The organism is Paenibacillus lautus NBRC 15380 (genome assembly GCF_004000945.1).
In the GTDB taxonomy this organism is placed as follows: Bacteria; Bacillota; Bacilli; order Paenibacillales; family Paenibacillaceae; genus Paenibacillus_AQ; species Paenibacillus_AQ lautus.
In genome coordinates, this window is record NZ_BIMF01000008.1 from 233,904 (window position 1) to 256,406 (window position 22,503).

Annotated in this window: 17 protein-coding genes; 2 read left to right on the top strand and 15 right to left on the bottom strand. The window is 51.1% G+C overall.

From position 1 onward, the window contains the following. Positions 1-125 precede the first annotated feature (125 nt). Positions 126-2,378 carry a helix-turn-helix domain-containing protein gene (locus PLA01S_RS16600; RefSeq protein WP_246059614.1) on the bottom strand — a complete coding sequence of 751 codons (2,253 nt, stop codon included), beginning with the start codon at positions 2,376-2,378 and terminating at the stop codon, positions 126-128. A gap of 326 nt (positions 2,379-2,704) precedes the next feature. Next, positions 2,705-3,745, bottom strand: coding sequence for a Gfo/Idh/MocA family protein (locus PLA01S_RS16605; RefSeq protein WP_127593167.1), 1,041 nt, complete (start codon positions 3,743-3,745; stop codon positions 2,705-2,707). Positions 3,746-3,936: 191 nt separating this feature from the next. Here PLA01S_RS16605 and PLA01S_RS16610 point away from each other — a divergent pair, with 191 nt between their 5' ends. Then, positions 3,937-4,824, top strand: a complete 888-nt coding sequence (locus PLA01S_RS16610; protein ID WP_127593168.1) for an AraC family transcriptional regulator — start codon at positions 3,937-3,939, stop codon at positions 4,822-4,824. A gap of 173 nt (positions 4,825-4,997) precedes the next feature. On the opposite strand, the gene PLA01S_RS16615 is transcribed toward PLA01S_RS16610, so the two are convergent. From PLA01S_RS16615 to PLA01S_RS16655, 9 genes are all read right to left on the bottom strand, one after another. Beyond that, positions 4,998-7,367 carry a DUF4962 domain-containing protein gene (locus tag PLA01S_RS16615; RefSeq protein ID WP_127593169.1) on the bottom strand — a complete coding sequence of 790 codons (2,370 nt, stop codon included), beginning with the start codon at positions 7,365-7,367 and terminating at the stop codon, positions 4,998-5,000. Further along, entirely contained in the window at positions 7,351-9,606 is a 2,256-nt protein-coding gene (locus PLA01S_RS16620) for a heparinase II/III domain-containing protein (RefSeq protein ID WP_246059615.1), read from the bottom strand. The genes PLA01S_RS16615 and PLA01S_RS16620 overlap by 17 nt, the downstream gene beginning before the upstream one ends. Next, positions 9,603-10,370, bottom strand: a complete 768-nt coding sequence (locus tag PLA01S_RS16625) for an SDR family NAD(P)-dependent oxidoreductase (protein WP_127593171.1) — start codon at positions 10,368-10,370, stop codon at positions 9,603-9,605. The genes PLA01S_RS16620 and PLA01S_RS16625 overlap by 4 nt, the downstream gene beginning before the upstream one ends. 15 nt (positions 10,371-10,385) lie before the next feature. After that, positions 10,386-12,257, bottom strand: a complete 1,872-nt coding sequence (locus tag PLA01S_RS16630; protein WP_127593172.1) for a cache domain-containing sensor histidine kinase — start codon at positions 12,255-12,257, stop codon at positions 10,386-10,388. After that, positions 12,254-13,303 carry a response regulator transcription factor gene (locus PLA01S_RS16635; RefSeq protein ID WP_127593173.1) on the bottom strand — a complete coding sequence of 350 codons (1,050 nt, stop codon included), beginning with the start codon at positions 13,301-13,303 and terminating at the stop codon, positions 12,254-12,256. The genes PLA01S_RS16630 and PLA01S_RS16635 overlap by 4 nt, the downstream gene beginning before the upstream one ends. A 109-nt stretch (positions 13,304-13,412) precedes the next feature. After that, positions 13,413-14,990, bottom strand: coding sequence for an extracellular solute-binding protein (locus tag PLA01S_RS16640; protein ID WP_127593174.1), 1,578 nt, complete (start codon positions 14,988-14,990; stop codon positions 13,413-13,415). Positions 14,991-15,115: 125 nt separating this feature from the next. Further along, positions 15,116-15,988 (bottom strand): carbohydrate ABC transporter permease, encoded by an 873-nt coding sequence (locus tag PLA01S_RS16645; RefSeq protein WP_127593175.1) that lies wholly within the window; start codon positions 15,986-15,988, stop codon positions 15,116-15,118. An 18-nt stretch (positions 15,989-16,006) separates the two neighbouring features. After that, positions 16,007-16,969 (bottom strand): ABC transporter permease, encoded by a 963-nt coding sequence (locus tag PLA01S_RS16650; RefSeq protein ID WP_127593176.1) that lies wholly within the window; start codon positions 16,967-16,969, stop codon positions 16,007-16,009. 6 nt (positions 16,970-16,975) lie between these two features. Next, positions 16,976-17,158: a tautomerase family protein gene (locus tag PLA01S_RS16655; RefSeq protein ID WP_076321763.1), complete on the bottom strand. Its 183-nt coding sequence runs from the start codon at positions 17,156-17,158 to the stop codon at positions 16,976-16,978. Positions 17,159-17,417: 259 nt separating this feature from the next. On the opposite strand from PLA01S_RS16655, the gene PLA01S_RS16660 reads away from it, so the two are divergent. Further along, positions 17,418-18,611, top strand: a complete 1,194-nt coding sequence (locus PLA01S_RS16660) for a glycoside hydrolase family 88 protein (protein ID WP_127593177.1) — start codon at positions 17,418-17,420, stop codon at positions 18,609-18,611. 25 nt (positions 18,612-18,636) lie between these two features. Here PLA01S_RS16660 and PLA01S_RS16665 read toward each other — a convergent pair whose 3' ends face one another. The 4 genes from PLA01S_RS16665 to PLA01S_RS16680 form a co-directional block, all read right to left on the bottom strand. Continuing rightward, positions 18,637-19,719, bottom strand: a complete 1,083-nt coding sequence (locus tag PLA01S_RS16665; protein ID WP_127593178.1) for a sensor histidine kinase — start codon at positions 19,717-19,719, stop codon at positions 18,637-18,639. Then, a complete protein-coding gene (locus PLA01S_RS16670; RefSeq protein ID WP_127593179.1) occupies positions 19,716-20,408 on the bottom strand; it encodes a response regulator transcription factor in 693 nt (230 codons plus the stop codon). The genes PLA01S_RS16665 and PLA01S_RS16670 overlap by 4 nt, the downstream gene beginning before the upstream one ends. A gap of 150 nt (positions 20,409-20,558) precedes the next feature. Then, complete coding sequence (locus PLA01S_RS16675; RefSeq protein WP_127593180.1) at positions 20,559-21,398, bottom strand: sugar phosphate isomerase/epimerase family protein; 840 nt, start codon at positions 21,396-21,398, stop codon at positions 20,559-20,561. Positions 21,399-21,401: 3 nt separating this feature from the next. Further along, positions 21,402-22,475, bottom strand: a complete 1,074-nt coding sequence (locus tag PLA01S_RS16680) for a Gfo/Idh/MocA family oxidoreductase (RefSeq protein WP_127593181.1) — start codon at positions 22,473-22,475, stop codon at positions 21,402-21,404. Between the last annotated feature and the right edge of the window lie 28 nt (positions 22,476-22,503).

The following is a 22,503-nucleotide window of genomic DNA, read 5'->3' on the forward strand; positions in this document are numbered from 1 at the left end:
CAAATGAGGTCCATGCTGTGATTTTTCAAAAATACGAAACGAGTGCCGCTCCCGATCGGAAACTTCTGCACCCGCTTCTTGATAAACTATAATCATAAACCGCTTTCGCAATCCAAGTCGCTTTTTTAGGATCCGGGCTCCATACCAGGAGAGGGCTTCATCTTCAACTTGCGGAAATCTCCCGGCGTCACACCGGTCGTCCGTTTGAACACCCGCCCAAACGTAATGGCGTTTGCATACCCGATTTTCTCCGCAATTTCCTGTATGGAGAACTCGGTCTCCGCCAGCAGCTCCTCCGCCCGCTTCATCCGCAGCTGAACCAGGAAATCAACGAACTTCATATCGTATTCCATTTTGAATAGATAGCTTGCGTATTTGCCGGAAATCTGAAAACGGTCGCTAAGATGCTTCAGGGACAAATCCGGATCTTCAAAATGCTCTTCGATATAATGTTTCATCTCGCTGATCATGGCCCGGTAGCTTTTGGTTTCGCTGAGCGCAACGTAAGTACGGTAAGTATCCGTTAACTGCTCGCTGATCCTGCTCTGCAGCTCCTCCAGGGTCGCTGCTCCCGCCAGCACATGATCCTTACACTCCGAAAGCTGATTCCGCAGCTCGTCGGATAACACCCCGACCTCCCGGGACAGCAGCTGAAGCATGCTGTTGACCAGGGAACGGATGATATCATCCTTCAGCCGCTCCTCCTTGAACGAAGCGAACATATCCTGCAGACGGGTTCTCCAGCCTTCGTTATTTAAGCGAAAGTCCTTGACCAGCTCCGATATTTCCGTCAAATAAGGAAGCAGGTGACTTAAATCGCCCTTAGACAGCTCATCGCCGACCAGTACACCATGATCCCCCATCGCCAATCGATGACCGAGCACCTCCGAGGCTGAGCGGTACGAAATCCCGACCTCATGAAGCCCGGTGACCGTGCTGCCCAGCCCGAATCTCAAAGGCAGGCGGAGCTTGTCCTCGATCCAGCCGCGACATTCCTCAGCAGCATGGATTAATGCTGCACGAGTCTCACCTTTTACCTCCGGCAGCGCGATCAGAATACCGACGCGGCTTCCGGAGATCCATTCGAGCCAGCTGTTGAAGCCGGCATTGCGTGAAAGCTCCTGGAACACGTTCATCAACGCAAACTTCAACACATTCTGGTCTCGAGCGGTATGAACGTCCTGAAAGCTGCTGTAATCATTGATTTCACCGAGCATCATAACGTAGCCAACCGGTTGTTTCGGCAGGGTCATCGGGGTCAGCTCGCTCATCCGGGATTGCAGCTCCGCCTCGAGCTTCTGCCCGCCGATCAGGTCCATAAACAGCTGACTGCGCTGAAGCTGGAGATTCTCATCCTGCTTTTTGTCATAATCCATGGACCTGTTGATCAGGCTTTCAAGTGCACTGTCGATCATGGATAGTTCATCCTTGGCCGCCTGCGGCATGTTGAGCTGAATGGACTCAATGCGATTCATCATGGCTTTGATCGGTTGATAATTCCGCCTGCTAATATAAACGATATAAATAACGGCAAGCACCACAGTCACGAAGCCGATGACGACCCAGATATAGGATACGACCGACACCCAGGCATAGAGCTGGCCCGCGCGGAGACCGCTTTCAAAAGTCCAGCCCAGCTGTTCCGATTGCAGCGTTGTCAGCACCTTTCCTTCTTTGGCCCGGTTGTCCTCTCCCGTCTGGGACGCTTCGAAGATCAGCTCTCCGCTCGAATCCAGAATATTCAAAAAGGAAACGCTGTCATTTATCATCGGATTGATCATCTGCTCCAACCGGTACATGCTGACGTTAATCACGAGCAGACCCTGACTTCCGAAGGGGAGAGGCAAATTTTTGTACATGGAGATGACCTGCTTCGGCTCGTTCTCGCCCAGGCCCGTCATGGAGCGTACGGCCGACCATCCCCGGTAATCGTGCTCCTTCACGGCGTGCTCGATAAAAGGACGGTCCGGAAACGATGAGAGCGAGCTCTGTCCGCTGGTAGTCAGCACCGACTGATCCGAGTGACGGTACAAATAGACCGATTCAATCAGATCGCTGTCCGTCTGCAGCACGCGAAGACGTTTCACCAGCGAATACATCAGATTCTGATCGGATGACGGGGGACTAAACAGATAGCTTGAGTAAAGGGAAGTCGTCTCCACTTCGTTCAGCACGTTCATCTCAATGGCATGGATGGAGCGGTCCAGGTCTTCCATAATAAATCTCGTGGAAATCCCGTTTGCTTTGGCTGCCTCTTCGCGTGAGGCCTCATTAAACATGATGAAAGAAAGAAACACGATAATTGTAATGGTGATAAGGAAAATGGGAAAATAGGAAAGAAGCAGCTTGCGATACCAGTTTTGCTGCAAAGAGGTCATTCCTTTCTCTTCCAGGTTAAGCGTTTTACTTATGCTTGTGCTATATTGTAGCACGGCTTTGTCCCTCTCTGGAAGAGGGGTGTCTTCGAAGGAAGGACCACTGGAATGATACCTTTTTCCTTCTTCCTGCTTCATGCATCATTCGCACCGAAAAAGCAGGTACTGTCTAATCTTCTCAACACGGTACTTAAAACAAAAAAAGCCGCGAATCCGCGGCTTCATTTACCCTATTGTTTTCGTCCCCAACTACACCTGCAAGAGCAGGCTACCGTCCAGCCAAGACCAAAGTTGCATCAAAGTGTCGGAAGGTTACTCACCCGTTCCCTTCAACCCTTTATGAACTCCGATATCAAGACTTTCCGTCCCGTCTTGGCACTTTCCAATGCAGCCAGCACCATCGCCATGCTGTAGACGTTGTCGCTGCAATCCGTCTCCGGCTTGATGCCGGCTTCGAGAGCATGAAACATATTTTCCAGGCAGCCGTGATGTCCGGTCCTCTCCATTTCGGGCAGCGTCCCTTCAATCCGTTCATACTTCCGGATAAAGTTTCCTGATTGATCCCCTTCCGCCACGATCTCCGCATAAATATCATCATGGCCATCCCAGATCGCAGTCCCTTTCCCTCCCGTTACGCGCCATGCGGCTTCCCAGGAGGTTTGGGCTCCTTCGGCGCACCAGGAACCGCGGTAATTGAACACGGAGCCGTCCGACATTTCATAGATGCATATCGCCATCGCGTTACCGGCATACCAGGAACCCGGTGGGTTAAACTCCTGACAGTATACGGATACCGGATCGGCTCCGCTGATCATTCGGGCCTGATCGAAGGTGTGAATGGCCATGTCAAGCAGCAGGGGACTGTCCATCAGGTCCCGAAACCCGCCAAAATGGGCGCCAAGGAAAAAATCCGCCCCTATGAACCCGGGCTTTCCAATCACTCCACTTTCAATCAAATCCTTGTATGCCCGAATTCGCGGATCAAATCGGCGGTTTTGCATGACGGCATGGGTTCTGCCTGCCGACTCTGCGAGCCTCACAATATCCAGGCATTCCGTCATCGATTCCGCTAACGGTTTTTCGCTGAATACATGACACCCGTGCTTAAGCGCTGCCGTGCTAATCCCATAGTGGCTGGCGGGAATGGTCACATCAAATACGATATTCGCTTCGCTTGAAGTAAGAGCCTCCGTAATATTGGTATATGTGGGACAAGAAAGTCCATGCCGATCGGCAAATGCCTTTGCAAATTTCTCCTGAATATCCACGAGGCCCACGATTTCAACGTCCTCTCGCCCTTTCGCATATTCCGCCCATGTATTCGCCATACTGCCGCATCCTGCTATCACAACTTTAAATGTCGTGGTCATACTCGCTAACTCCCCCTGAATACGTCATAATGTTGTAAACCGCTTACAATAATACATCCTAAACCGTTGTCATCATTCCAATATTGGCTTAATGTAAATGAAGCAACTTCATTATAATGGCGAAACTCAACAATTTCTCTATACAACCTTGTGCATTACCACTCTTATCTTGCGGTCCGAGGTGAATTCTTTTGTCCAATCCAAGAGAGCTTCATGAAAATACGAGACTTGACTATAAAGCCTATCCTGTGCAGGTATTTAATAACTTCTGCTCCCATGCCAAAACGAAAGACTGTATCCTGTATCTCCACTGGCATGAACACTTTGAGATCATTAGCATGCGCCAAGGGCACGCGGTATTCCATATTGATACAACTCCGTATGACGTAAAGGCTGGAGAAGTTATCATCATCCCCGGCGGCAGCCTGCACGTGGGATATGCCCTTGAAGATGGCGACGTGCGATTTGATTGTGTCGTGGTGAATGCATCCCTCTTTAACGATTTCCTCCATGATCCGATTCACGTGCGTTATGTCGCCCCCTATATGGAAGGCCGGCTCCGTTTCCCGGTCAAGCCTGCCGAGAACCACCCTGCTGGCGCAGACTGCTATCCGCTGCTGGATGAAGTCATTGAAGAGCTTGTTGCCCGCCGTCCGGCCTATGAGCTCATTGCCAAGTCCAAACTGTACACCCTGTTCGTTCTGCTGGCACGTACATTCATGCCCACACCGTTCACGGAGAAGTCGGCCGAGCCGTATTTTGCGAATCGGGATCGTTATAAAAAACTCATTCAGCACATCGAGAGCAACATTGGTGAGAGATTGTCGGTAGAGACCGCCGCTGCAGAGGTCGGTTTGAATCCGTTTCATTTTTGCAAAATGTTCAAGCGCTTAACGGGGCGCACGTTCGTGGATTACGTCAACCTGACACGGATCAATGAAGCGGAGAAGCTGCTCCGTGAACGGTCGTTGACCATCACGGAGATTGCCGGCATCGTCGGCTGCAGCAACCCGAATTATTTTACCAAGCTGTACAAACAGTACAAGAGCATGACGCCTTCTCAGGCTAGGCAGTTATAGATCCGGATTCCAGAACACTCCTTAGCGAACGATCTGCGGCCATGACCTGTACGAAAACGCCAGCTGAATCATAAGCATGGTGACGAATATGCAAAAAAAGACTCCACATACAGCAGCTTCGCTGAAGTTGAGTCTATTTTGTGAATTCTGGATCGAATCAGCGCCTCTAAGAGCTAATATGCCTTAGGCACTTCTACCTTTCTTGTGTTCCCGTCTTCATTCGTGAAATAGATATGAACCCCATGGTCCTGATCGTCCAGAAAATACGAGACGTATTTACTCTCATGTGCCCTCATGGGAACCAGGAGGGTCGCGATGCGATGACTTGTGGCTGATTTCGTTTCAGCATGCAGATGCCATTGGTTATCCAGCCCTTCAATTTCTTCGGGATCGACGTCAGTGAATTGATTATGCTGGTTCAGCGACAAGTCGCCGGATGAACTGTACACAAATCGCCCTTCCATTTCAGCTTTGCTGCCCATCACCCGAAACGTCTGCCCCGACAGCTTCATCCGGTTCAGGGTATGAAACAGCCACTCGATGCTGGCTGGCTTGGCAAGATCCACCGTATCCACGATGACAAAATAAGATTCGTCAAAAAAATAGACCTCGCGCACATACCGCTCCAGATAAGGGACATTCTCCCGATAGGCCTGCGTCGCGTTCATACGCGCGTATCCATAACCCGATGAAGCATCTACTTGCTCGACCTTTCCGCTGGCTTCGATGCAAAGCACCTTATCTTTTCCCGCATACTGACCATGGCCATCGATGAGAATATTGTTCGTGGAACGCGTCTGCCTGCGCCAATTCATATGCATCGTGCTTCCAAAAGCGATGTAATATCCACTCTCAATAGCGAGAGGTTCACCATACGCGTGCAGCAGGAATCCGTTCTGGTCACCGTGGCTGTGGCTCATGGAACCGTAACGGCTGCTCTTTGCAAGCAGCATAATGTGCTCATTCGGATCATCCATGCGGTGATGCATCGCCACCCAGTCAATATCGCGGAACCATTTGACGGATTGGATGGTTCCATCCTTTGGTTCCGAGACGTTATCTAAAGAAAACGGAACGGTAACAGAAGGAGAAACAGCTTCCACCTGAGGGTAATCATGCCGATACAGCATATCGTCAAAACGGAAATCCCACCAGCCGTAATTGTAAAACTTGGAGTCGGCGTCCGTATCCGCCTTGGCTACTTGTTCATAATACCACTGATATAATCCATTCCCTGTAATGCCTGCAAACTGGCGAATATTGAAAGCCGTCTTCAGACTGACGGGTTCGCCGAGATAGGACTGGTCCCCGAAGCTGGCCCGGATCGTATCCGGACTGCTGCAGTAGAGTGGGAAATCGCCCGTGCGCCCAAAGAACGGCCGTTGATAGAAATCGATGGCTACGTAGTTGCGAATGAGATTGAGCGCATCGATCACAAATGCCATGCCCGTTGTCCAATAGAGCGGCCCCTCGGCCCAGCCTCCATCTTCTCCGCCCCAAGGCGAATAGAGGCAGGCGTAGTATTCCAGCGTGTAATCCAGCCATGTCTGTGCCTCAGCCTCTTCATGAAGCATGGCAATACAGGCCGGAACAAGAACGGAGGACAACGAACGAACAGCATGGCTGTCATAAGGGACATGATGGATTTTCGAGCGCTCCATCACATGGAAGGCCACCTGCTCCGTACGTCGCAGAAGGGCTCCCCTGACGAGATCAATCTCCTCTGCGCTGAGGTAATCGTGGAGCCAGTCGTATCCCCATGCAAGTGCACCCACCATCCGAAACGCGGCTTCATCGTTATAATCTCTGGACGTTGTACCTTCCGTATCCCACCGGGCCGCGTGGAGCAGCCACGTCTTCGCTTTGGTTATCAAAACATCATCCTGCAAAATGACCCCTGCCACGCTTAAGTGCCGGATAACATACAGCGTTTCTTGGCAATCCATGTACATTTTTCTCCACAGCTTGGCGACACGCTTATTGCCAGGATAACGTTCCGGTTCCGGAATTAACGGCTTATCCAGCCACGGAAGGACCGATTTCTCGTAAAAAGCGCGCCAGCCGCAGTAATCATCATCCTTTCGGAGACATTCCCGGAACGCCTCAATCCCCTTTTCGTCCAGCCATAACCGCGGATGACCGGTATGCGTGCTTTCGTACCGCTGCCCTCTGCCAGGCAGGGGAGTTTCGGGCAGCCCCTCCGGGACATCAAACATTCGGGATTGGCTCCAAGAAGAACGGTTATGGTCCAAATCTGCCGTATCCTCCACTTGCTCCCCGGTCAGCAAGGCATAGCGCCAATAATAAGTACCCGGCTCCAGCGGTTGCTCCGGCGTGTATAAGTTATAGGGAATCGGCGATATCGTCGTTGTTGCTTCCGTTTCATACGAGGGCGAGGTCGAAATTTGCAGCATATAACGGTCGTTCTCCAGCTGTCCCGGCATCCAGGTGAAACGGGGAGGATTCTCAAGCAGCCTACTCTCTTCATCCGGTTGATATGGCACGGACAATAATCCGCTTTTCGGTTCAAACAAGGTTTTCATCGAGTACCCTCTCCTTCAACCCGTTGTTGGTCATCGTGAAGTTTCTCGCGGTCCTTCCATCGGACAGGCTGAGCCAGTCCCCATCCTCTGAACGCGTCCATCCCATAGTGATCGGCTCATCGCCGGCACGATAGACGGCAATGAAGCGGGCTTTCGAATCTAATCGGTGAAGCCGGATTCCTTCCATGAGGCGGCTGGGATCGTCAGCAAGCCCAGGTGACTCCACCTGTGAGCATTCCATCCCCTCGAAGGCGATAAATGAGATTACCGCCAGCGGCCCTGATGCATTGGCAATGTGGAGATTGAATGGCAAGCCATCCTCGGACAAGACGCGGGTGCACCTCTCTTTTATATATGCGTATCCATCTTCGTTTCCAAGATCCGTTTTAACGTGGCCCTGATCAGTATTTGGAAGTCCGCTCAGCTGTCCCATGCCAACGTAATGGAACCACCAATCCACGGCTGCCGGTTCATCCAATTCCACTTCAAACCAATCCAGCAGCCAATCTTCCGTCAATATCAAATGCCGGTCCAGAATGGCTTGATCGTAGGCCTCATCGGCCCGAACCCAAATATAGGAACGGTTTGAAGCGGATTCATACCGTATACATTTGCCTTCTGCCGGATTCTGGGAACGGCCTCCTACCGAGACGGTATTGTGGCAGGCTGTATGGGGATACCACTCCTTCTTCAGGATCGAACCGTACGGTACGGTTCCACGGTCTGGTGAAAGAGGCTGGTTCCCGACATGAATCATCAAATTAAGTTTATCGAAGTGACCATGTGATCCTCCATGAGGGCCAAAATCGACCAACGCATGAAGCCCATTCGAATGGTACGACTTTAACAGAGCGAATCCACTGTGAGGAAGAAAGACGGAAGGCGTACACAGATCGGGCAAGTCGTTCTCGTTTCTGCCTTCGATGCCCCATGCTTCATTACCATCATGTTCATAACCTGCTTGTTTTGCATGTTCTGCATCGCCTGCTGCCTGGACTTCTCGTGTAACTCGGACTTCGATGATGTCCCCTACTTCCCATACTCCACCCGTTGTCTCCTTATGAGAACCCTTCGCCTCAGAAGCAGCCATTCCGTATCTCCCATCCCAATGGCTCATTCCGTATAGCAGAGCTTCCAGCATGCCGATCCGGCCGGCTTCTCCATTCAGTTCACGATATACATTGTCTAGCAATTGCTGATAGCTCTTGTCCCCATATACGGATAAACCGATTTCCGCTATTTCGGCAATTTCTCGCGCATATGGAGCCCTGCAATAAGGACCGTCGTGAAGTGCAGGCAGAAATCCGTTTTGGTCTGACAATCGAACCAGTACCTCCAGCATTCCCTGCATGGATTGGCCTTGCTCTCCTCTCAGGGAAAAAAGCTCTTCACCAACTCTGGCCCCCATTTCCGCAGCAATCAGGTAAGCACGGAGTACAAATACGTGGTAATACATGCTGCCTTCAAATTCAAGCTGATCCGGCCTGATGGCAATGCTGAGATGATGCCGCAGGCCGCCTTCCTTCACGACCAGCTGCCGCAGCTTCTCCGTTTCGCCTTGTACCGCATAGATGCTGAACAGCGCGGCAATCAGCCAGGCGGTATAGTTGTTCTCTGGATTTCCGCGCTCCCGGGTCAAAATATGATGATACTCCGTCATGCTGCTCTCCAGCATATACAGGAATTGATTAATCTTCCGGCGGTCAGCCTCGTCGAACGACACTTGCGCATCCTCCAGCAGCAGGTAGCCGCGAAGCAATGTCGTTGCCCAGATGGCCTCGGTCAAAGCCTGATGGAATGCGCGACCTTTCAGCATCCAGGGCTGGGCATCGGGATGTACAGGGTATAGCGGAAATTGCTCCGCATAGCGGACGATCAGCCTTTTTCCAAGATCGGCGTAAGCCTCCTCCCCCGTGCCTGCATAGACGGCGGCAGATTGCAGAGCATATCGGGCCATGGCCTGATGCTTGAATACCAGCCATGCTCCCCGATACGGTTCTCCTTCCCATTCGCAGCCATGCGGACAACGGAAGCTGCTGCAGTCAGCTTCCAGCGGATCAAACACCAGTTCCGTATGATGTTCGGGACACACATATTGGTGCCACCAGCCGCCTGGGTCAACTGGAACATCCAGCCGCCGGTCGATGACTTGATCAAGCTCGGCCTTCAGGATATCGATTGTGCGTTCGCTCCAAGGATAGAATTTCGACTTCGCGTTGACCTTCATCCAATCCCTCATCGCATGAACATACCGCCGTTAATTTCGATCGTCTCCCCCGTTAGATAAGAAGACAGCTCCGAGACGAGGAACAGAACGGAGCCAGCGACATCGTCCGGGGTGCCCTCTCGGCCGAGCGGAATGCCCTTGATCGTTGCTTTTCGCGCGTCATCCGGGGTAAAGGTGGCGTGAAACGCTGTTTGTCCGATAAAGCCTGGCGATACGGCGTTCACATTAATACCGCTTGCAGCAAGCTCCTTCGCCAGCCCCTTGCTAAAGCTCAGGACGGCAGCTTTACTGGCTGCATAAATGCTTGCGCCCGGTCCGCCGCCGTTATGTGCCGCTACGGAGGTCATATTGACAATGCGACCTTGACCTGCGGCTTTCATCCCCGGAATGACAGCTTTGCTCACGAATACCGTGCTTTTCATATTTACATCCATAACCTTGTTGTATAGCTCCTCGATCATTTCCGCATTCGCCAGACGCTCAACCAAATGCCCTGCATTATTAACCAGAATCGTAACCGGGCCGCCGAATGCCTTCTCTACTTCAGCAACGAGTGCCTCTGCCTGCTCCACATGCGTGACGTCTGCTTGAAATGCATAAGCCTCGCCGCCTAAACTTCGAATCTCCGCTACGGCTTCTTCGGCGGCTTCCCTGCTGTTTAGATAGTTCAGGGCAACCTTGGCCCCGCTTCTTGCCAGCCTCAATGCTACCGCACGACCGATCCCTCCACTCGAACCTGTGACTAAAGCGATGTTACCCGATAAGTTAATATGCATGTTGATCCCTCCTGATTAGGTTTGCAGCTGTTTCAGTCTGCTTTCTTGTTCACGCACTCTTTCCATTCGCGGCATCGTCATGACGATGCTTGTGCCTTGATCCGGCGAACTATGAACCGTTATCCCGTACTCTTCGCCGTAAACCATCTGAATTCGCCGATGGACATTCACGATGCCGATGCCACCCCTTCGCCGCGCATGCATCCCCTCTTCATCATCGACCAGGCGGTTTTCCTCGAGCCTTTTGCGCAGTTTATGAAGCTTATGGACCGCTATGCCTGCCCCGTTGTCCTCGACGATAACCAGCAAGTTGTCCTGTTCGATTCTCGTGTCGATCCGAATGTAATGCCAAACTTCGATCCCTTCCGGAAAAGCATGCTGAAAAATATTTTCGACAATCGGCTGTAAGGAGAGCCTGACCATCTTCTCCAATAGGAGCTCGGGCGGCGTCGCCACCTCGATCTCGAAATCGCGCCCGATCCGATGCTTTAAGATCATCATGTAATGCCGCACATGGTTCAGCTCGTTGGCAATGGTGATTTCCTCCAGGTTGGTCTGAATGGAATATCGAAGCATGAAAGCCATGGCCTCCACCATGTCCGAGATCTCGTCGGAATCCTGAACGATCGCGTAACAATTGATCGTTTCCAGCGTGTTGTACAGAAAATGCGGATTGATCTGTAATTGGAGCGCCTGGAACTCTGCCCGCTGGCGCTCCAGCTGGATGTCCTGCAGCTCCAGCTGCGTTTTCTGATTGTGGAGCTCCGTGTCGTATACCTGCTCGATCATATCGGACAAGCGACTGACCATGAGATTGTAGCTATGGATCAATCCGCCGATCTCGTCCTCCCGCGGCTTCACATCGGTGATATGCGTCCAGTTTCCCTTCTCCGTCTGCCTCATCCCGTTCTTCAGATTGCGGATCGGGTTCACGATCGATTTGCCGAATCTATAGGCAAGAATGAGCGCTATGATCAGCGTAACGAAGCCTACGATAATGGTGGTGGACCGAATCCCCGAAATCGGTGCCCGAAGCTCATCCAGCGGCATCATAATGACGAGGCTCCAGCCTGAATACTCGGACTGCCGCGAGATGATCATCGCTTTCTCGCCTAACACCGGTTCAATGAAGCGATGATCGCCTTTGGCGATAATGCGCTCCGGCAGGTCGGTTGAAGTAATTCCGTCCATATCCACGTGCTCAGGGGCATAAACGACTTCACCTTCGCGATCCAGGATGAAGAAGAAGCCCTGCTCCCCGAGATCGACGCCGTTCCATAAACCCGACAGCTGATCTTCATTGAACTCAACCGCAAGCACGCCTTTCACGTCGTACGAGTTCATTCCCCGGATTTTGCGGGCAACCGTAATGACGTTGTCCCGATCCTGTTCCAGCAGGCTGGTCTTCAAAATGACAATCTCCCCGTTCCCCGGCGTCTTCTCCCTCAGTTCACGAAGACGGTCCGACGGATCGATCGACATGGCGGAGAAATTCTGATTCTGATCAAAAATCGACCGGCCATGAAACCCAAGAATGTACATCATATGGGTCTGGGTAGGGTATTGAATGAAGATCTTCTGAAAGACATCCTTTCGGATGAGATTGGTGAACCGGTAATGCTCATAGCTGTCGCTGGGGTCCATATCCAAAAATCGCTTCACCGAATCCTGGAGCAAAATCGTATTGCTGATCCGCTCAAACATCTTCAGCTGATTATCCGTTTGCCTTGCGGCGTTCGTGATGACGGTGGTCATATACTTCTCGACCTGTTCATCAATCGCTTCGGATGATTTGAGATAGAAGAAAACGCCGACCGTAGATAGCGAGAACAATATGACGATAAAGAAGTACAAAAAGATTTGACGAGACAGGCTCTTGCGCATCATTCGATCCCCAGCAGCTCCCGGTATTCGGAAGGGGTATAGCCGGTGACCTTCTTAAAGGTTTTGGTAAAATGAGGATGATCCGCATACCCCACTTCGAACGAAATATCCGTTATTTTATAATGCGGAATGGCAAGGAGCTTCTTCGCCTTCTCCATTCGTTTCTTGATCCGATAATGGACAAAGGTCTCGTCCGTCATCTGTTTGAACAGCTGACTGAAATACGACGGGTTGAGTCCGAGCATATCCGCAACCTCATCCAGTGAGAGATCGCGGGATAAGTTCCGCTCTATATAGGCTTTCGCTTCCTCTACAGGCTCCTTGGCATTTCCTTTCCTCTTGTCGCGTATGAGCTTTACCGTCTGATCCACGGCATGACGGAATCTCTCGAAATAATGATGGTTCCCTCCGGGTGCAGGCCCCGAGATACCTGTCATACGCTCGAACGAATACACATCCCGGCCGTTTAACTGCTTGATCAGTTTCGCGTACAGCTCATCCAGCAGCTCCTGAAGCTGAATCGATTCGAGCCTGCGCTCACTGCAATAATCCTCGATTTCTTGCAGTTTGTTCTGGATATCGTTCATTTGCAAATGCCATACGGCCAGCTCGAGCTGCTCCAGCCAATCCTCCAGCTTGGAGAGCGGAAAATAGAACCGCTGCTTCTCCTGCATGGACTTTCGATCCGCCATCAATTTATTCATGGTGTTATGTACCACCGATTTGGTCACGGGCTTGAGCAGATATTCCTTAACGCCATAGGACATGCATTTCTGGGCATATTCGAAATCGCCGTAACCGGAGATGACAACAACCGTGATATCGCCGTATGTTTCATATAGCTGCTTGCTTAGCTCCAGGCCGTCCATCTTGGGCATTTTGATATCCGTAAAAATAAAGTCCGGTCGTGTCGTCTGGATCGCTTCCAATGCTTCCATGCCGTTGCCGGCCGTTGCCGCTTGAATCATGGCCGGATCCGTCTGCGTGATCAGTTTCGCCAAGCCCATTCTTATCATAGGTTCATCATCAACGACCAGAATGCGGTACATCACCCATTCCCCTTTCAAGACAGCGAGAGTAGTTTAGCTTTAGCAAGATACTCCTCTGCCAGACAAGCAGAGGAGTCATTCTTCAACACTATACTAAAACATGCTCCGCTTATTCGAAAGCGTTTTCTTTTTCGTTATATCGTTTCGTAGCTTCCTCAATAATCTCGCTGCCGCCTTTGGACAGATATTCCTCGAGCACCTTGCCGTAGTTATCGATAGGCTCCCTGCCGTATACCATGCGGAGCACATGCTCCAGAATCAGCGGCGGCAGTTCATCCGATTTCGGATTCAGCTCCGGATATTTCACCATCGCCTCCAGACGCGGATCGAATTCAATGCCGCGGCGGCCCTCTTTCGTAAGCATGTTATCAAAAGCATCAATCAGCTCTTTGCCGGAATCGGACAACTCGGATACGCGTTTGTTGTAGGTCGTGTCCTGCACCAGCCACAGCCAGTAGTTCAAATATCGCATCTTATCCGCACCTGCCGTGTCCGTTGGAACCTCGAAGACCGGCTTGCCGTCGGTTACCTGATAATCCTCGCCCTCAATGCCGAAGCTGAAGAACAATTCCGCATCTTCACTGACCATCCAGTTGAAGAACTTCACGATATCCTCCGCTTTATCCTTCGCCTTTGCGTTGATGAAGAAGGAACGCGTGACCGGATTGTAATGGGCATATCCCCCTTTACCGTCTGGGCCTACAGGGGAAGGAATCAGCGCTACTTTCGCGTCCGGCACATTCTCCTTCAGCTGGGTGCCCCAGATCGGAAGCTCATTCGCGTTCATGGACCACATGCCCGCTTTGCCGCTCGTGACAATGGATTTGAAATCCGCGCTTTCAATCGTCGCAAATTCCTTGCTGATCAATCCTTCCTCGTGCATCGTCTTGTAGATCTGAATCGCTTGCTTCATGTTTTCTTCATCAAAGAAGGTTGGCTTTACCTTCCCGTCCGGGAATACCTTGAATTGGTTCAGGTAACCCAGCACGTCATAGGCACCGAAGAAGGTATCCGCATATTTGAAATTCTGACGTCCGGCATAAGGCTGCTCCACCCCGGCTTCCTTGAACGCGCGCAGAACATCCATCGTCTCTTCCACCGTTGTCGGGATCTCCTTGCCTACCTTCTCCAGCAGGTCGGTCCGAATCCATGTGGCCCGTCTGGACGGATTGGACAAGATTTCGGGAATTCCGTAGATATTGCCCGTCTTGGAATCCGTCATCCGCTTCCAGGCTTCCTCGGGGATGAACTTGAGCAGGTCCTGCCCATGCTCCTGCAGGAGGTCGTTCAGCGGAAGAAAGACTCCGTTCTCCACGGCACCCGCCAGCTCGGGACCGCTGATTCCGCCAGTGCCCTGCACCACATCCGGAATGTCATTCGTTGCGAACATTTGCACCATTTTATCCTGATATTCGTTATGCGGAATCAGACGGATATCCAGGTCCGTATTCGTCATTTTCTCTAACTCCAGCACGTACTTATCCTTGTTGATATCCGGATTTTTCTCAACGTAGGATACGTTAAGCGTCCGCATCGAAATGGAAAATTTCGTGGCTCCCGCTTCATTCCCGCCTTGGCTGTCGCCGCTCGCATTGGCTCCTCCGCCTCCGCCATTGTTACCCGAACAGCCAACGAGCATGGCCAGTACGAGACCTGATGTAAGCGCACGTGTCCAGCTTTTTCTCATGAATACCCCTCTTTTCAAGCTAATATAGTCGCTTATAATAGCGCTTTCAAACTTAATATCAGTATAGTGAGCCGTCTGGGCGGGAACAAGGAATGTCTTTGGCTCGGTTTGTCGTTTTTTTAGGGTTATTCTTTGATCGACCCGATCATCATCCCATGAATGAAGAAGCGCTGCAGAAACGGATACAAGAGAATGATGGGCAGCGTGGCTACCAGAATCACCGCCATCTGAATGCCTTGAACGGATTGGGAGCTTGCTTCAAATGCCATGTTGCCCGTATCGGTCAGGCCCTCGTTCACCAGAAGCTCCCTCAATTTGACCTGGAGCGGATACTTGGTCCGATCATTGATATAGTAAAGGGCGTCCATATATTTGTTCCAATTGGTCACGGAGTAGAATATCCCTACCGTCGCCAGCGCCGGTTTCGATAACGGAAGCACGATGCTCCACAGGGTACGGACCTCGCTGCATCCATCGATTCGGGACGAATCGATCAGTTCGCTCGGAATTTGGGTGAAGAAGGTTCGAAGCACAAACAGATTGAATGCGCTGATCGCGGATGGCAGCATCAAAGACCACAGCGTGTTGACGAGATTCAGCTCGCGCATCAAAATGAATTGCGGAATCAGCGGTGCCGTGAATATCATGGTCATCAGGATGATGATCATGATTGTTTTTCGACCGACGTATTCAGGCCTGGAGAGCGGATACGCCAGCGAAGCGGTTGCCGCCAGATTAATGAAGGTTCCGAATAGCGTAATATAGACGCTGATCCCGAAGGCCCTCCAGATGGAGATATCGTTGAATACATGCTGATAGTAGGCAAAGGTGAACTCCACCGGCCAAAACATCACTTCTCCGCGATCGATAGCGCCCGGGCTGCTGAACGACTGGGCAATGACATTGAGAAAAGGGAGCAGCATGGTGAGGGCAAGAAAGGTAAGGATGATATAGTTCAATACAAGAAACAGTTTTCTGCCTGCACTGTCATATTTCACGTTGGTTGTCACTCCCCTCTAATACAGCGACTCGCCGGTCGCTTTCTTGCTGATGGTGTTTGCAATGGAAATCAGGAACAAGCCAACAACGGATTTGAACACCCCGATGGCGGTGGCATAGCTGTACTGAAGCTGCTGCAAGCCCGCTTTGTAAATGTACGTGTCCAAGATTTCGCTGGACTGGATGTTAAGCGGGTTCTGAAACACGAATACGCGTTCAAACCCATAATCCATGAAGTCCCCGATCTTGAGCAGGAACAGGATCGTAATTACGGGAAGCAGCGCTGGCAGGGTAATGCTGAGGGTCTGGCGCCATCTTCCCGCTCCATCAATTTCGGAGGCTTCGTAGAGATCCGGATTTATGCCTGCGAGCGCCGCCAGATAGATGATGGTCCCCCATCCGACATCTCTCCATAATCCGGAGCCCACCAATACCGTTCGAATATAGGAATCTTCGCCAAGGAAATAGATCGGCTCTATGCCGAACCAGCCGAGTATCACATTGACGATCCCCGATGAAGGAGACAGGATACCCACAAAGATACCGCTTACAATAACCCATGACAGAAAATGCGGCGCATAGAATATCGTCTGGACTATTTTCTTGTAAACGACCTGACGAACCTCATTGAGCAATAAAGCCAGAACAATGGGGGCGGTAAAAGCAAACAGAATGTCATATGTACCCAGCAGAAGCGTATTACGCAGAATTTTCAAAAAATCATAGTGCTGGAACATGCGTTGAAAGTGCTCAAGGCCCACCCAGGGACTTCCCGTTACGCCCCCAAACAGATTGTAGTTCTGAAATGCGATCACGGAGCCCATTAATGGAACATATTTGAATAATCCGAAGAACAGCAGTCCCGGCAGCGATATGAAGTACAGCGCCCTGTATTTCCACATGAAGCCAAGTAATCTTCTCCGTTTATCGAGCTTTTCCCCCAGATTCGGGCTTACCCCTGCTTTGCTTGGCTCGGCCATCTGTCATCACCTCTTGTTTCTCAAATTGGCCGGTGCGTTGTCATCTATCGGAATTTCGTCAAACCGGATGCTGATAAATTCAGGCTCCCGGTCAATGATCCGTGACAGCTCCTTTGTAAAAACATCAACGATTTCGTTCTTCTGCTCATCCGTGCGTCCTTCATACATTTTAATCGTAATTTGCGGCATCGGCTTTCGCCTCCTTAGGAAATGGATGTGATGAATATCCTTATCCTATAAGTTTTCATGACCGGGCAGCAATGGAAGAAGATCGGTTCCTTTGTGTTTTTTTTAGTTGGATCGGCGGCTTGTGTTTTTTTAAGATCGGCTTGTTATTTCAATAGTTCTTAAGCGGTATATGTAGAATTTGGCAGCGTTCTATGGAACAATGGATCAAAGCAGTTGCGATAATTAGCCAAACGATGACATCAGTTTTGGGAGGTTAGCGATGAACGGACAACATCAGGAAACGATAACGCCCTATTCGTTATTATGGGGACAATTGGAAAAGAAACTGTCGCGCATGACGGGACAGCTCCAAGGCAAAGTTCCTCATGCAACAACGAACGGAATCTATGATTCCACACGGATCGACTGGTGGACCTCCGGTTTTTGGCCGGGAATGCTCTGGATCATGTATGATATGACCAAGGAGCCGCAGTATAAGGAATGGGCTTGGGAATGGGATGTTCGACTTGAACAAGCGCTTATCGGGGACAGTAATTTTCATCACGATGTCGGCTTTCAATTTCTGCCGACAGCCGTCATCAAATATAAACTGACCGGCGATCCGGATGCCAGGCGGAGAGGATTGTTGGCGGCTACCCTGCTGGCCGGGAGGTATAACCCGGTCGGCAGATTTATTCGTGCTTGGAATCAAGTGAAACCAACCTCATGGAATCATGGGAATGAAGGCTGGTCCATTATCGACTCCACCATGAACCTCTCCCTCCTACTCTGGGCTTCCGAGGAGAGCGGCGACCCGAGATTCGCTCATATCGCCAGAGAGCAAGCCAATACGGTTGCCGAGTTTTTCATAAGACCGGACGGCTCCGTTCGGCACATCTGCCGATTTGATCCGTTAACGGGAGAATTCATCGAAGCGCTGGGAGGACAAGGCTATGGTCCGGAGTCTGCGTGGAGCCGTGGAGCGGCCTGGGCATTGCATGGCATGGCTAACACCTATCGTTATACCCGCGATATAAGGTATCTAGAAGCCGCCAAACGGGTTGCCCATTTTTTCATAGCTTCCCTTGAGGAGGATTCCATACCCCGCTGGGATTTTCGTGCGGAGCGCAAGGTGATGGGACCATCCGATCGTAAAGAGACGGAATCATCCCCGATCACTTCCGAACCACGGGATACGTCAGCAGCATCCTGCGCTGCTTCCGGTCTGCTTGAAATCGCGGACCTGGTGCCTTTAACCGAAAGCCCTCTGTACCGCGAAAGTGCCTTGCGTATCATCGACTCCTTGACGGCCCATTACGCCGAATGGGATGACCCCGCGTATGAAGGCTTACTGAAGGAAGGCACGGGCCATCTGCCTGCCGGACAAAATATAAACGTCTCGCTGATCTATGGGGATTACTATTATGTTGAGACCGCTGCCAAGTTAATGGGATGGAAAAACCGGATCTTCTGATCCGGTTTTTTGCATGTCCATTCAACTATTCTTCTTTAGGAATCCGGATATAGAAGCAGCTGCCGCCGGCATGCTTCTCTCCGCTCTCAGCCCATACCTGACCGCCATGCGCAGATACCAGCTGCTTGACGATGGCCAGCCCCATCCCGCTTCCGCCACTTAACCGATTCCTTGACTTATCACCCCGATACAGCCTTTCGAAAATATACGACAGATCGGAGGAAGAGATCCCCTGCCCTGAATCTTTGATTCGAATCAGGGCGTTTGCCCCTTCGTCCACGAGCTCGGCTTGTACCGTTCCGCCAGCTGGCGTGTAGTGTAAGGCATTACTTAACATATTGATGAGAACCTGGAGCATCCGGTCGGCATCCACCTCGGCTAGGATCGGCGAACCGCTGACATATTGCAGGTCCACCTTTTTTTCATGATACATTGCTGCCGCCAAGGTGATGGCCCTCTCCATGATGTGACCAAGCTCCTGCTTGGATCGGGATAGTTGAAACTCAGGCGATTCCATATCATGCAAATCCTCGAGCTCCGTGACGAGCTGAATCAATCGATCAATCTCTTCCAGGCACGTTTGAAACCGATCTGCAGTCGGCTCCCATATGCCATCCGCTAGTGCACGAGTGTGACTCTTTAATGTGGTTAACGGCGTTCGCAGTTCATGTGCGATATCTTGGGTCATATTCCTGCGAAGCAACTCCTGCTTCTGTAGCTGCACAGCCAGCTCGTTCAGCGAAGAGCCAAGTCTCGCGATTTCATCGTACCCTTTGGTTGCCACACGAATGTCCCAATTCCCCCGCGTCATCATTTCAGCCGCTCGCTTCATCTGGACGAGGGGAGCCGATATTCTCCTTGCAACATACATGCCTATTACGGAAGCAATCGCAATTGATAGGAGACATGTCAAAATGATGGATTGCATCTGCGCCTGCTCCAAATGATAATTCAGCTCAGCCATTCCATGATGTACGGATGATTGCTGCTGGAACATGGCGATATGATAATGGTTGGTCACAATATTGATCACGGTAAACATGATCAGAATCCCTGCCGTGATACTGATAATGATGACGGCAAGCCTCAGGTCCAGCCGCTGCTTCAAGGCCCATCACCTCCAAAGCGGTATCCGAATCCGTAAACGGTGATGATATACTGGGGCTGCCTTGGGTCGGATTCAATCTTTTGCCTCAGATTCTTGATATGCTGATCAATAATTCGGATATCGCCGATAAAGTCATAGCCTAACACACGATCGACCAGTTCTTCGCGCGAAAAAATGCGCTGGGGGTACTTAGCCAATAGAAGCAGCAGTTTGTATTCGCTTGGCGTCAAATTTACGACCTGCCCATGGCAGGTAACTTCGTGTTTCATCGAATGAATGGCCAGCGCGCCTTGGTGATATACAATAACGTCCGCCAGCAGCTTGCTGTCATCTCCCCGTCTTAAGACGGCCTTGACTCTTGCCACAACTTCCCGAGGGTCGAACGGCTTCACGATATAATCATCGGCTCCGATGGCAAACCCGCCAATCCGGCTGCTCTGGGCCACCTTAGCCGTTAACATCATGATAGGCACCGCGCTGAACGTACGAATTTCCTGGCATATCCGCTCACCATCCATATCCGGAAGCATGAGGTCCAGTATGACAAGATCGACGGATTCCTCTCGTAGGAAATCGAACGCTTCGGCACCGTTGGCCGCTTCCAGCGTCAGATAATGTTCTTTGTTCAGGTAAGATACAAGAACTTCTCGAATATTCGGTTCATCATCCACGATTAATATAGTCTTCATTCTGGGTTTCTCCTTATTGAATCCTTCGTCAGTACAAGTCAACTTTAACATAAGACCCCATTGTAACTGAAACTTGTGAAGATTCGATGAGGATGAACCAAGAAGCCCATAACATTCATAGGTGCTGCTGTTATTGCTTTGAAGTTCGTGTCATAACATGGCCTCTGTGATTTGGGACTTCAGATAAGAGACGCTTTGCGGCACCTGACGTTCATGCAGGCCATGAAGAATCAGCGGACCCTTGAAATGATAAGCGTGCAGCAATTTCATGTAAGCTTTATAATCCAGTTCACCGGTTCCTGCAGCCGTATAATGGAGTCCGTCTACGGTCGAATAATCCTTGGCATGCGCAATAATGACATGTTCGCTGAGCAGTGACAGCGCTTGATCGATAACTTCTGCCAGGGGTCTCCTCTCCGTCGGACTGAACAAGTTCGCTGCATCCAGAACGACCTTTAACCGGGGAGAATCCATCGTATCCAGCAGCCGTCTGGCTTTGACGGCATCGCTGATCACATTGGCAGGCTCAGGTTCGATAGCCAGTTCCAGCTCGAACTCCTCTGCCATATTCACTACTTCACGCAGGGTCGTTAGCAGGTCATCCCACGCTTCCGGTGAATCGTTGTCCGGATGTTCCCTCCACATATTGTCCTTATCCCTTGTGCCGGTGCACAGGGTAATGACCGACGTCCCCATCGAATGGCACATGGCTGCCAATTGACGAAATCGTCGAATGTCATCCCGCACGCGCTGCCGGTCCGGGTGAATCATATTGAAGGTTCCGGAAACTGCGGCCATATGAAGATGCCGTTTCTTACATTCTTCTCTTATTTGCACCGCGGTTTCCAAATCGATCTCGTCCGGCAGCGACCGAAGACCGGCGCAGGTAAGATTGAATTGAATCACACTCAGTCCGTTTGCTTTCACTGCGTCCAAATTTTCCTCCAATGTAGGTCGTTCAAACGTCTTGGAGAAAATGCCCAGCCTCATGCCTCATACACCTCCCGTTACATCAGCCAGCTTCACCGTATCCCCGCTCTCCACCGATCGTGCAATTGCCGCCATGGCACGCATGGCTGCAACTCCATCCTCCAGATTGGCCCCTCGCATGGGTGCCTGCTCCAAAATCGTATCCGCAAAGGCTTCAACCTGCAGTTTGAAGAAATGCGCATCTTCCCCGAGCGGACGGTGATAACAACCGTCGCGTGAGGAGAATACCTCGACGTCGCTGGACTTAAAAAGCCAAGGATTATAGGTCTTGCCAATCACGCTTCCGTGTTCGCCGTAGATCTGAAAGCCCTCGTGCCAGTCCATCCGCACGGCAACCGTAAGATCCAAATGTCCTACTGCGCCCGAGACATACTGCACCGTGACAAACCAGTTATATGCTCCGAACTTCTGCGTGTTCCACGCCGTAACGCTATCTATCTCTCCGCCTAAAAAACGAGCCGTATCCACCAGATGACTGCCATGCGTCAACATGAAGTAACGCAGCTTATCCAGCTTCGGATTACCCTCCGGCCTTAAAGCATTCGGACTAAGCTGCACCATGGGTTGCACGTTCTCGGTGACCGTATACCGGTAGGTTGAGTCGCAGTACCATGCTTTCAGCGCCAGCATCTCTCCCATTTCTTGATCAATAAACTGCTTGGCATATGTGATGCCGGGGTCAAAGCGTTTCATATTTCCGATTTGGACAATACATCCTGAATGCCGTGCCTTCCGCTGCAACTCCTCACACTCTTCGACGGTGACGCCAAGAGGCTTCTCCACTAGAACATGTTTCCCTGCTTTAATGGCTTTAAGAGTGGCTTCCACATGAAATTGATCCGCGATGCCAATGATAACAGCCCCCACCTCGGGATCGGCCAGCATCTTGTCATAATCATTGTAGGTTATTACTGGCTGGTGGATTTCGGCCATGCGGTTCAGCAAATCCTCCGCGACATCGCATACCGCGTATAGCCTGGCATTGCGCGCTCTCCGGCAAGCCTCGAAATGTCCGTACTGTGATATGGGGCCGCAGCCCAGTACGCCGATATTTAACACCTTCTTCTCCATGATCATGACAGCACCTCCTGTAATGGATGATTAT